At 36.3% G+C, this 12,024-nt stretch carries 8 protein-coding genes and 4 pseudogenes; 7 read left to right on the top strand and 5 right to left on the bottom strand.

Translation table 11 applies throughout. The features are described from left to right. Positions 1 to 341: 341 nt before the first annotated feature. Both AAGD70_RS02955 and AAGD70_RS02950 read right to left on the bottom strand, forming a co-directional pair. Positions 342 to 1,763 (bottom strand): AAA family ATPase, encoded by a 1,422-nt coding sequence (locus tag AAGD70_RS02955; protein ID WP_065094372.1) that lies wholly within the window; start codon positions 1,761 to 1,763, stop codon positions 342 to 344. 268 nt (positions 1,764 to 2,031) lie between these two features. Continuing rightward, the gene (locus AAGD70_RS02950) at positions 2,032 to 2,706 is read right to left on the bottom strand and encodes a septal ring lytic transglycosylase RlpA family protein (protein ID WP_065094371.1); all 675 of its coding nucleotides are present in this window, start codon (positions 2,704 to 2,706) and stop codon (positions 2,032 to 2,034) included. Between the two features lie 26 nt (positions 2,707 to 2,732). Between AAGD70_RS02950 and AAGD70_RS02945 the strand changes: the two genes are divergently transcribed. From AAGD70_RS02945 to fumC, 6 genes and pseudogenes are all read left to right on the top strand, one after another. Continuing rightward, positions 2,733 to 4,349 carry a UDP-N-acetylmuramate--L-alanine ligase gene (locus tag AAGD70_RS02945; protein ID WP_065094398.1) on the top strand — a complete coding sequence of 539 codons (1,617 nt, stop codon included), beginning with the start codon at positions 2,733 to 2,735 and terminating at the stop codon, positions 4,347 to 4,349. Positions 4,350 to 4,542: 193 nt separating this feature from the next. After that, positions 4,543 to 4,662, top strand: a pseudogene (locus AAGD70_RS07755) (WPE palindromic element domain-containing protein); the annotation flags it as partial. A gap of 57 nt (positions 4,663 to 4,719) precedes the next feature. Continuing rightward, the gene (gene eno / locus AAGD70_RS02935; protein ID WP_065094370.1) at positions 4,720 to 5,994 is read left to right on the top strand and encodes a phosphopyruvate hydratase; all 1,275 of its coding nucleotides are present in this window, start codon (positions 4,720 to 4,722) and stop codon (positions 5,992 to 5,994) included. Further along, positions 5,982 to 7,004 carry an Obg family GTPase CgtA gene (gene cgtA, locus AAGD70_RS02930; protein WP_065095390.1) on the top strand — a complete coding sequence of 341 codons (1,023 nt, stop codon included), beginning with the start codon at positions 5,982 to 5,984 and terminating at the stop codon, positions 7,002 to 7,004. The genes eno and cgtA overlap by 13 nt, the downstream gene beginning before the upstream one ends. Positions 7,005 to 7,019: 15 nt before the next feature. Continuing rightward, positions 7,020 to 7,175, top strand: a complete 156-nt coding sequence (locus tag AAGD70_RS02925; RefSeq protein WP_179943761.1) for a hypothetical protein — start codon at positions 7,020 to 7,022, stop codon at positions 7,173 to 7,175. Between the two features lie 221 nt (positions 7,176 to 7,396). Next, the gene (gene fumC / locus AAGD70_RS02920; RefSeq protein WP_065094368.1) at positions 7,397 to 8,791 is read left to right on the top strand and encodes a class II fumarate hydratase; all 1,395 of its coding nucleotides are present in this window, start codon (positions 7,397 to 7,399) and stop codon (positions 8,789 to 8,791) included. Here the strand turns inward: fumC and AAGD70_RS02915 are convergent. After that, positions 8,782 to 8,919: pseudogene (locus AAGD70_RS02915) on the bottom strand (transposase); the annotation flags it as partial. The gene fumC and the pseudogene AAGD70_RS02915 sit on opposite strands and share 10 nt — an antisense overlap. Positions 8,920 to 8,999: 80 nt before the next feature. Here AAGD70_RS02915 and AAGD70_RS02910 point away from each other — a divergent pair. After that, a pseudogene (locus AAGD70_RS02910) lies at positions 9,000 to 9,585 on the top strand (DUF6444 domain-containing protein); the annotation flags it as partial. Between the two features lie 7 nt (positions 9,586 to 9,592). On the opposite strand, the pseudogene AAGD70_RS02905 reads toward AAGD70_RS02910, so the two are convergent. Beyond that, positions 9,593 to 10,975, bottom strand: a pseudogene (locus tag AAGD70_RS02905) (IS4 family transposase). 216 nt (positions 10,976 to 11,191) lie between these two features. Continuing rightward, positions 11,192 to 12,024 (bottom strand): IS5 family transposase gene (locus AAGD70_RS02900; RefSeq protein WP_264718686.1). Its coding sequence is split into 2 segments (ribosomal slippage): positions 11,192 to 11,658 and positions 11,658 to 12,024, totalling 834 coding nucleotides; the frame shifts between segments, so codons are not numbered across the junction.

Raw genomic sequence — 12,024 nt, 5'->3', positions numbered from 1 at the left:
AAAACGCCAATATTTTAAAGCGGATAATAACCCCAGGGCTTCTTTTGCCTTTTTTTTCATTTGGTAAATTTCTTAATGTTTGTGGCTAAACGACAACCGTCATCCCGCTACTTGTTAGCGGGATCTAGAGATACCGCGAATGAATCGCGGTATGACGGTTCGCGGCGGCATGACAAGAAAGGAGCAGCAGGATGACGCCTCACCATGTCATTCCAGCGCGTGGCACATATCTGTACGAACATTGTTATAATAAGAGTTCAAGAGAGATGTCATGAAAATAGCTGGCACTGGAATCTTGTTCCAATGTTAAATGACACAAAGTTGAAAAAGTAGAGCAAGAATTACTTACAATTCAATAATTCTCCAAAATCAATTATGTTTGAAAAGTAATCACTATCTATAACGTCATCACTCACACCATTAACGTGAATAAGAACTGGACGGCATGAAAAGCCTTTTGGACGCTTTAGTGTATCTATTTTCTTTTGTACTTCTTGTATTATTGAATGACCGATTTTATTTTTTGAAAATTTGATTTCGCAAATGTAGAGAGTGTTAAACTTGGTTTGAATCATGTAATCAATTTGACAACCAGCACCTGTCTTCCTCTGAAAAAATGGATTTTCGCTTACTATTCCATCAATTCCCAAGATATTATGTATGCTCTTTCTATTGTTAAGCACCAAATTTTCAAACTGAAGCCCAACGATTGTATGCCACTCTGGCAGGGACGTGAATAACCCCATAGAATAGGTGTCACGATTAATTTTTCCTAGATTTTTTTCAATATATTTTAGATAAAACCTTAAATAATTATCTTGAAGTCTGTACTTCCTGAGTCGTGAATCAGTACTCGTTTTTATATTCCAAGTGTGATCCCTTGCAATAAAACCAGCAAGCTCCAGCTCATGTAGATACTCAGAAATGCGTCCATGTCTTGCAATGTTTAAAGCAGTACAAATTTCTTCCTGTTCTTTAGCTCCAGTAGAAAGAGCTCTCACTATTTGCTTGTAAAAAGCTGTTTTTCGCATGAATAGATCTGAAAATATTTGGTCAAATTCCTCAACTAAAAATCCACCTCTTGTAAAACAAAGCTTTTTAATATTTTCTTCAGCACTGTGTTTAAAATTTACCTCTTCTAAATACTTTGGGATTCCACCGGTTACTGCAAGCACCTTAAACTTTTCGTATGCTGAAATATTTTTTGGCCAAAATTCATTGCAATCAGAAAGTGATAATTCTCCGAGTGTTAAAGTCAACGATATTCTTCCCACAAAACCAGTACTACTAAGTATATTTTTTTCAATCCAGGATGAAGCTGATCCACAAACAACAAAAATTAGCTTGTTATTATTTTTTAGCTGTGTATCCCAAAAATTCTTTATTTTGCCTAAAAAAGTTGGATCTTTTGAGCCCATCCAAGAAATTTCATCAAAGAGCAACAATATTTTGCCAGATAGTAAACGTTCACCAACTGCCCATAGTAAGTCACTCCAATCGTCATATCTAGCAAAAGATGTATTAAATTGTCTAGCAACTTGTCTAGAAAATTCATTAAGTTGGTGGGATGTTGTAGTATGCTTTTCTGGTGGCAAACCTATAAATGAGTAATACTGCTCGAAATGCTTACCAAATTCTTGAATTAAGCGACTTTTTCCTATACGACGCCTTCCTTTGACTACTACAAAAGATGCAGTATTTTTTTCTGTAAGCTCCAGCAGTTGTTTTAATTCAGCTTGCCTACCAATAAACGATAGAGACATAAAATACAAAATATAAATCTTTGTCTCCATTATACATGATGAAATTGGAGACGTAAATAAGTAAATTTTGATCTTTGTCTCTATAATGCTATAGCTAAACTGACTTACGACAATTTGAAAAACGACAAACTCGTCATCCCGCTACGTGTTAGCGCCGCGGCGGTATAGCTATAAATTGTTGATATCTTTTTTATATCACATTTTTAACTTACAATAGTTAGCCAGCGTTCCTTACATTAACCAAATCTTTCAAATTCTGCACTCACCACTACCTATAACTCACTTTCACGCAATATTGATCGTTCTTAAAAAGCAATCTAACATTTTTTATTCCTTGATTGCGAAGCTTTGATGCAGCTGATTTAGCAGCCTGAGCACTTTTAAAAAATGCAACATATCCCTTACTTTCTGCACTGTCTTGTTTCGGGTGACGTTTCTGCATTTCTTTTTCATATCGCTTTCTGTAATGAGGAGTATTTTGTATCAATTGTTCTGACATCTTTCTTAGGTATTGAACTTTTACTTTTGCAAGCCCAGATTTATGAAATCCTAAGACTTGAGCTGCTTTTTCTGATAAGTCTATTATTCTGCCTTCAATAAAAGGCCCTCTATCGTTAACCCTTGTAACAAGCTTTCTTCCATTTTCTAAATTAGTGACAAGAACAAAGCAGGGTAGGGGCAAAGTCTTATGCGCTGCAGAGATCAAGTGACGGTTAAACACTTCACCATTTGCTGTAAGCGTGCCATGATCTTCTATTCCATACCACGACGCTGTCCCTATCTCTTCATAGTGTTTACAGTTTTTTGGATAATAAGTTATACCATTTATTGTGTAGCTGCTGCCAATTTTATAATGACCTGCAGTGCAGTTAAACCTGTTGCTAAAACTGCAACTGCTTATCAAAACAAATGTTAGACATAGAAAGGTTAGGTTTTTTATCATTGTATTCGGTAAGAGGGTTCGATACTATGAGGATTTTAAATTATACTATAATAAATTTAGTAATGAGTAAACATCTACTGCTAAATATTAACAAAACTCAAAAAGGAATAATACATATTATTGGTATAGGTGGAATCGGAATGAGCGCTATTGCTGAAATTCTTCACAATTCCAATTACAAAGTTCAAGGCAGTGATGCACAATCAAACAATAATGTGGATAGATTACGAGAGCTGGGTATAGAAGTTTACATTGGTCACAATGCTGATAATATAAGCCAAGCTCAAATAGTCGTACATTCTTCTGCAATAAAATCTGATAATGTGGAGTTAATTGCGGCAAAAAATAACAATAAAACCGTTTTGCATAGATCAGACATGCTTACTGAACTTTTAAGAGATAAATATGTGATAGCGGTTTCAGGTTCGAGCGGTAAGACAACGACAACAGCAATGATTGCCTCCATTTTTGATCATTCTAATATTGATGCAACTGTAATTGTAGGAGGAATACTAAATTCGTATCAGAGTAATTCAAGACTTGGAAGGAGTAACATTTTTTTAATCGAAGCTGATGAGTCTGATGGAACCATGCTAAAAATTCCTGCAAATATTGCTGTCATAACGAGTATTAACGACGATCATATGGATCATTATGGTACATTTGACGATGTTAAGCATGCATTCTCTCAATTTATAAATAAAGCAGATTTTGCAGTTTTGCCTGATTCTGTAGACATTAGTTATGATGCAAATAACTCTATGATGTTTGGATTTGAGGATGCCAATATTAAAGCTGTTAATATTAAACAGCATGCTAACAGCATAGAATTTGATGTGTTTATTGATGATAGTTGTATGGTTCAAAATAACTGGATCCCAGTGTCAAGCACTGGGATGACACCTTTATGTTTTGGAACGATACCGATGCCTTTCCCTATTTCCCCTACTCCTTTGTCATCCCATCACCCTCTGTTATCCCATCACCTTCTGTCATCCCATCACCTTCTGTCATCCCAGTGCGTGACACTGGGATCCAGCCCTTTAAAAAACATAGTACTATCAAACGCAATAGGTATTCACAAAGTAAGCAACGCCTTGGCTGCAATATCAGTTGCGATAAAACTCGGGATTAGCGATGCAGAGATTAAAAAAGGCCTTTTGGAATTCAAAGGAGTAGCAAGAAGATTCTCTTTGATTGCCAATATTAAAGGTGTTAAGTTAATTGAGGATTATGCCCATCATCCAAATGAAATATATGCAACTTTAACGGCTGCACGTTCGATTACTAAAGGAAAAGTAATAGGAATTATCGAACCACTTCGTTTTGCTCGCATTCGTAATTTTTTTGATGAATTCATACGAATTTTCATGATGTTTGATTATGTCATCCTCACTCCTGTTCATCCCCCAGAAGACAAGCCTATTCCTGGTTGTGGGATTGATGATATACAAAAAGCTTTAATCAGTAATGGATTTAATAACACAAAAATTATGAATGATGTTTTGCTCATTTCACATTTTATTAGTGATTCGACAAGTCCAGGTGATATAGTATTATTTATTGGTGCTGGTAGTAATATAGCTAAATTGGCAAAGGAAGCTGCAAAGCTCATAGCAGAAACTATACAAACATCTAGTTAAACGATAGAATAAATGCAAGTACTGGTGTCATGCAAACTGGAATCTAGTCAATTATATATATGGAAAATGAATTTAATTGAGAAAAAGAATCCGGACTGGGAGGATTTATATGATAAAATTGTGTAATAAGGCTGGATCCCAGTGTCGAAGCACACAACTGTACGAACGTTGTGATATGGGGGTAACTTCCACTAAGAATGATGTCATCCCAGTGCCCAGACACTGGGATCCAGAAAACTTAATCGTAAATGAGCACACCAGGTGGCTGTATAGTAAAAGCTGGATTCCAGTGTCAAGCACTGGAATGACAACTAGAATTATCTTCAGATCACACGTTTGTACAGAAAGTTTACAGTAGGGATTTAATGCAATGAATAAGATAATCAATAACGTATTTGCAAGAGAAATTTTAGATAGCAGGGGTTACCCCACTGTTGAGGTAGAGATTGAGCTCTGTGATGGAGCAATAGGTAGGGCATCTGTACCTTCTGGAGCTTCAACCGGTAAATTAGAAGCCTTGGAACTCAGGGATCAAGATGAGAAAAGGTATTGTGGTAAGGGAGTGCTGAAAGCTGTTCAAGCTGTAAATGGGATAATAGCAGATGAAATCATCGGCATGGATGCAACAGGTCAAAATGCGATTGATAAAGCATTAATTGAACTAGATGGAACAAAAAACAAATCAAAACTTGGAGCAAATGCAACTTTGGGTGTGTCTCTTGCAGTTGCAAAAGCAGCAGCAAACAGCTTCAATATGCCGCTATATAGATATTTGGGAGGAAAGCAGACGAGTGTTATGCCGGTTCCACTCATTAACATAATTAATGGTGGAGTACATGCAGACAATAAGCTCGATTTCCAAGAATTCATGATTCTTCCGGTCGGTGCTGAGACTTTCAGTGAAGCGATTAGAATATCTGCGGAGGTATTCCACAACTTACGTAGCATTCTTAAGAAAAAAGGTTATAGCACAAATGTAGGGGATGAAGGTGGTTTTGCACCAAATATTGAAAGTACTGAAGAAGCACTTGATTTGATCATATACGCTATAGAATCAGCAGGTTATTCAGCGCAAAGTGATTTTGCACTAGGCCTTGATGTTGCTTCATCTACTTTTTATGAAGATGGAATTTACAAATTTGAACACAGAGATCTTACTTCAGAAGAGTTGACTGAATATTATTGTAATCTTGTGGAAGGATATCCAATAATTTCTATAGAAGATGCAATGAGTGAAGACGATTACGAAGGTTGGAAATTACTTACTGCAAAATTGGGGAGTAAAATTCAATTGGTTGGGGATGATTTATTTGTTACAAATTGTGAACTAATAGGCAAAGGAATAGAAGAAAAAATGGCAAATGCTGTGCTGATCAAGCCAAATCAAATAGGAACGTTAACAGAAACTTTTGCTGCTATTGAAATGGCAAAATCAAACAACTACAAAGCTGTTATTTCTCACCGCTCAGGTGAAACAGAAGACACAACAATATCTCATATAGCAGTTGCATCAAATTGCGGGCAAATAAAAACCGGGTCGCTATCGCGTTCTGATAGACTCGCGAAGTATAACGAGCTAATCAGAATAGAAAGCGCATTAGGAAAGGATGCTAAATATTATCGTGGGTTAGCATGGGTTTTATAGACGAAGTAAAATTGTGTTTAAAAGCTGGTGACGGTGGTGATGGCTGTGCAAGTTTTCGTCGAGAAAAGTTCGTTGAATTTGGTGGTCCAAATGGTGGTAATGGAGGAAAGGGTGGAAACATAGTTTTCATCAGCGACGCTAATCTCAACACTTTGCTTCATTTTCGTTATAGAAGACACATTAAAGCAGATAGTGGAAAAAATGGTGCAGGCAGGGATAGATCTGGCACAGCAGGGAAAGACGTTATACTTAAAGTTCCAGTTGGTGCACAAATAATTGATGAAGAAAGTGAAGAGATAATAGTCGATCTTGACAAGCCTGATATGGAATTTTTAATAGCACAGGGTGGAAAAGGTGGACTTGGAAATACTAATTTTAAATCTTCTACTAATAAGGCACCAAGACATTTTACTTACGGTCAGCCTGGCGAAGAAAAACATGTATTATTAAAACTAAAAGTTTTATCAGATATTGGAATTATTGGCATGCCAAACGCAGGTAAATCAAAATTTTTGACTCGCTGCTCAAATTCCGATACAAAAGTAGGCGATTATCCATTTACCACCGTAAGACCTCATTTAGGCATGGTAAAAGTGGATGATAGCGAAGTTGTAATAGCAGATATTCCTGGAATAATTACTGATGCTCACCTTGGAGTTGGGCTCGGGCATAAATTTTTAAAGCACATAGAAAGGTGTCAAATTTTACTTCATTTAATCGATGTAACTCACGATGACGTTGTTTCGGCTTATAGTTGTATCCATAATGAATTGGAACTTTACAATAGTGATCTTGTTGAAAAAGAAGAGATTGTAGTATTAAACAAATGCGACTTATTGAGGGAAGCAGAAATTCTGGAAAAGAAGAATCACCTAGCTAATTATCTCAATAAAGAAGTGCTGTGCTTATCAATTAATGGTGATTTACAGCCTATTTTAAGATTATTAAGTGAAAAATTGAAAAAGAGTAATTCTAAGGAAATCGATGTATATGATCCTTTTAAAGCGTAAATTTTCTATTTATGGATGTACAAGAATGGTAGCGTGCAACCAGAACTAAGCGTACAGCTGTGCAAACATCGTGATTTGAGTCCACCAGAAGGGTGTCATCCCAGTGCCCAGACACTGGGATCCAGGAATTTTATTAAGTTGGTAAGCATAAAAGTAGCCGTTTTATGTTAAAATACAACGTTTTGATGATTATGAAAAGGCTGGATTCCAGACTGGAATGACACCATCATAAAGTGAATCAGTGTCAGCTACTTGCATCTACCATGCAAGTTACCTGAAAATTGCAATGTTCGTACACTTGACTACTTGGATCTAGTATGATTTAATTAACCAAGAAGTAGGCATGAAAAAATTATGTAGTGAACCAGTTTGCATAACACCAGGAGGAAAATATGGATAGAAAGACGAGAATAGAATCAGACAGCTTAGGGGAAGTAAAAGTACCAAGTGAACATTACTGGGGAGCGCAGACTCAGCGTTCTTTAGAAAATTTTAAGATTGGCACAGAAAAAATGCCAGAGCCTCTGATTAAAGCATTAGCAATAGTAAAACTTGCAGCAGCGCGTGTTAATATGAAACATGGTGTTATAGATGATAGGGTAGGGGACGCAATTTGCACAGCCGCGAGGGAAGTAATAGATGGCAAATTTAATAATGAATTTCCGCTTGTTGTTTGGCAAACCGGATCCGGAACGCAGACTAATATGAATATGAATGAAGTGATCAGCAATCGTGCAATAGAGATTTTAGGTGGCAATTTGGGTAGTAAATCTCCGATACATCCAAATGATCATGTGAATTATGGTCAGTCGTCAAATGACACCTTTCCAACAGCAATGCATATAGCAGCAGCAGAGCAAATAAACTGCTTGCTTATTCCAAATCTTGAAAAATTGCATAAGGTGCTGGATAATAAGGTTCAGGAATTTAAAGATATAATAAAAGTAGGACGTACTCACTTACAAGATGCAACGCCCCTAACACTAGGACAGGAGTTCTCTGGCTATGCAGTCCAGATTAAAAAGGGGATAGAGAGAGTAAAATCAACTTTAAGTGATATATATGAGCTTGCACAAGGTGGCACTGCAGTTGGCACGGGACTCAATACTAAAAAGGGTTTTGCTGAAGATTTTGCTAGAGAAGTTGCAAAAATCACTAATCTTCCATTTACTTCAGCAGGCAATAAATTTGAAGCGCTAGCAGCAAATGATGCTTTAGTTGAGCTCAGTGGAACACTCAATACAGCAGCAGTCAGTTTAATGAAAATTGCAAATGATATAAGGCTGCTTGGTTCTGGTCCAAGATGCGGAATTGGGGAAATAATGTTACCGGAAAATGAGCCTGGTTCTTCAATTATGCCAGGTAAAGTGAATCCAACTCAGTGTGAAGCGGTGACTATGGTATGCACTCAAGTTATGGGAAATCATGTTGCTGTGACCATTAGTGGTTCAAACGGTCATTTTGAATTGAATGTGTTTAAGCCAGTGATAATTTACAATGTTTTGCAGTCTATAAGACTTTTAGCTGATGCAAGTTTAAATTTTACAGAAAAATGTGTAATTGGTATTAAAGCAAATGAAGAGAGGATAAAAGATTTACTGAATCAGTCGTTGATGTTGGTCACTATATTAAATACGCATATAGGGTACGACAATGCAGCAAAAATAGCGAAGCTTGCTTATAAAGAAAATATCACTCTAAAAGAAGCAGCAGCAAAACTTCAACTGCTCACTGAGGAAGAGTTTGAAAGGATAGTGAAACCAGAAGAAATGGTAAATTATTTGTAACCGCTCACACTTAATTCTTCAATCTCACTAATAGAAAGGCCAGTAAACTTGACAATAGTGTTAACATCAACATTATTAGCTAGCATTGTTTTTGTAACTTCAATTTTCCCTTCCTCTTTACCAATTTTTTGTATCCGTTCAGCGGAGTGGTAGAATAAGGTAGACAAAGTGATCTAAAAAGATAATCATAGAGCAAAAGTGAGGTAATGTGGTAAACCTTTTAGAACTTTGCAAAAATTTACAGCAAAAAATAGAAAAACTGAAAGCAGAGATAGAAAACTTAAAAGCAGAAAATAAAGCTTTAAAGATAGAGAACGCTGAATTAAAGGAAAGGCTTGGTTTAAACTCGAAAAATTCATCTCTACCGAGCTCTAAAGAATTGTACAAAACAAAAAAGGACAAGCCAAAAAGCGAAAGGAATGTTGGCGATCAGGTTGGGCATAAAGGAAATTTTCATGCCACAATGGAAGCGGATAAAGTAGTAAAAATAGAGTTGCCTAATATTTGCGAATGCGGAGGAGAGCTTGTAATATGCGAAAAACCTTATGTGCACCAAAAAGTTGATCTTCCGGAAATTAGGCCTTATGTAGTAATTGGAACATGGTCGTTGTCGGAGATGCAGAAAAAGAAAAAGTAGCAAGTTACCAGAAGGTGTTACGCCAGATACATTTGGTCCAAGGGTTAAGTCTATAATTGCAGCACTCAGCGGATTTTACAAAAACTCAAAGCGTGAAGTGGCTAGTATCATAAATGACATTTTTAATTTGAACATAAGTGTTGGCAGCATATCAAATCTTACTATTACCCACAAATATGAGGTTCGTGAGCAAGTCGCCATCCTTCTGCTAAATCAAAGAGACGTTTATATCCTTTCCAAAGAACATAAGGTCCTGGTTCTGGGTCATTTTTTCTTGCTAAATGGCCTCCAAGTTCATGAAACAGCTTCTTTTATGTTGGGAACTACACTTGGACATGGTTTTCTGTGTATTTTAACGTATAAAACTTTCCATTCCTCTTCAGCTAATAAGGTAGTACATGGTAATGTTGCTTGCAATTGATGTAATAAAGAAGATCCTCCAAGCAATAATACTCACAACTGTTAGATATCTCATTAGTCTTTCTGCTATTCCAAGCCTACATTCTTCAACTTTGAGACCGGATTTAAAATTTTATGTAATATCTCTATTTTCCATCTAAGGCAATACCAACTAATTTTTTCAACAGCTTCATCGAAAGTATTAACTGAAAGATTCGTTAATAGCATCCATTCTAGCGGTTTTTTTTAAGGGAAGGGGAGTTTTCTCAACAACATAAACTGCATAAAGTGGTAATTTAGGTAGTTCTTCCGTCTTATGCCTAATATTATTCTTAGATGGATTCATCATAAACTTTCCAAATCTAACTTCCAAACGTGCTGTTCTTTTTGGCTTATTATCTTTTACAGGAACTTCAACTTCTACCGTACCTGCACAATGAGAGAAATGCCCATAACTTCTGCTCACCTTTTTCAGGATATCGAGATTTTCTATTTACTGCTCTATCTCTGCATGCTCTAACTAGCACTGCCGAATTAAGATTATGTGCAAGCTCAAAAAAGTCATATATATCTGCTTCTCTATCGCATACAGTTATAGTCTCAGTTTGAGTTGGATCAATAATATTATTTGTTTTTCTTAAAGTTTCCAACCACTTTACGCTTTCTTTATCTTCAATGCGATCGCTCTTTTTTTTAAGGTTTTCAGTTTCTTCAGGTCTTGAATAAACTTTTTGATCTAGTATCCCTAGTACCAAACCTTCTATACTAACGGCAAGAGCTGTATGCATTATAATACCTTTTGCAGTATCATAACTGGACAAATTTGCTAATCCGCTTGTTTTTTTATGGTTATTATATATAATGTAACTGGTATCTTGAATGACAAGAACCCTCTTGTGAGCTTTTGTTCTCTCAACCGTCTTATTAATATGTGTAGCTAAAATATCACTTTCTTTTACATTCTCATTTTGAAAAAAACGGTATGCTGCTTTTGCTTCTGACCAACTTCCGCATGCCTCATTAATTGAGCTTTCAGGTAAACTTATCAAACTATCAGCAATCTTTACTAATCGGTCAGTTAATCTTTTATCTCCAAGTACAGCATCTCCAAATTCATTTTTAGCCCATTCATTACTCTCGTTTACCATTTTTATACCCTCAATATTTGCAAACTTTAATATTGTAATATTTTACTTTTTAGTCCATTTATATTTGTGGGTAATAGTAAGATTTGATATGCTGCCAACACTTATGTTCAAATTAAAAATGTCATTTATGATACTAGCCACTTCACGCTTTGAGTTTTTGTAAAATCCGCTGAGTGCTGCAATTATAGACTTAGAGGTTGTCCACAAACCAGTAAATCAAGCATATTCCCTACTTAACATAACTTTACTCATAGCCAGATATATGAAACTTTCAGTAGATGTTGTAAGTAAATCGTACTCCTTTGATAGCCTTCTATTTCTATTGATCCAAGCAAAAGTCCTCTCTACCACCCACCTTCTCGGCTGTACTGAAAATCCAGGATCCCGTTGTGGCAATAGTTCTAGTGGTGTATCTTTATGCACCCAAAACCTACATGGAGGCCTTTTGACAATTTCAATATCTATCCCATATTCTCTCTTTACGTAATCCTTTAAATCTTTTCCTTGGTATCCCATATCAGCCCACATTTTCTTAATATTGCTGTATTTTTCCTTCATATTGTCCAATGCCATCTTCACCCCATCTCTGTCATTTTCGCTTGCAGCTCCTACATAGCAACCAAGCACAAATCCTTGAGTATCTGTGATTATATGTCTTTTTCTCCCCTTTACCTTTTTCGCACCATCATAACCTTTGACCCCCCTTTTTCCGTGGTTTTTACCGATTGACTGTCCACTATGCATGCGCTCGGCTCCTCATTTCTTCCCATTTTTGACCTACTATATTTAGTGATATCATAGTTCATTTTCTCAAAAATTCCCTGCTTTTTCCATCTTCTAAACTGTTCATGCACAGCCTTCCACGGCGGAAAATCGTGTGGTAAATAGCGCCATTGACATCCTGTGCGCAGTATATAAAGAATTGCATTTACTATCTCACACTTACTGTATTTTGGTGGCCTTCCTCCTTTCTTGTACGATACTCTGAAGTGTTTTTCTATTCTTGCCCATTCCCTTTTACTTAAATCTGTTGGATATTTTTTCCTCAT

It is taken from the genome of Wolbachia endosymbiont (group A) of Nomada flava (assembly GCF_964027055.1).
In the GTDB taxonomy this organism is placed as follows: Bacteria; Pseudomonadota; Alphaproteobacteria; order Rickettsiales; family Anaplasmataceae; genus Wolbachia; species Wolbachia pipientis.
Note: the sequence above shows the minus strand (reverse complement) of the source record. Positions and strands in the feature narration are given on the sequence as shown.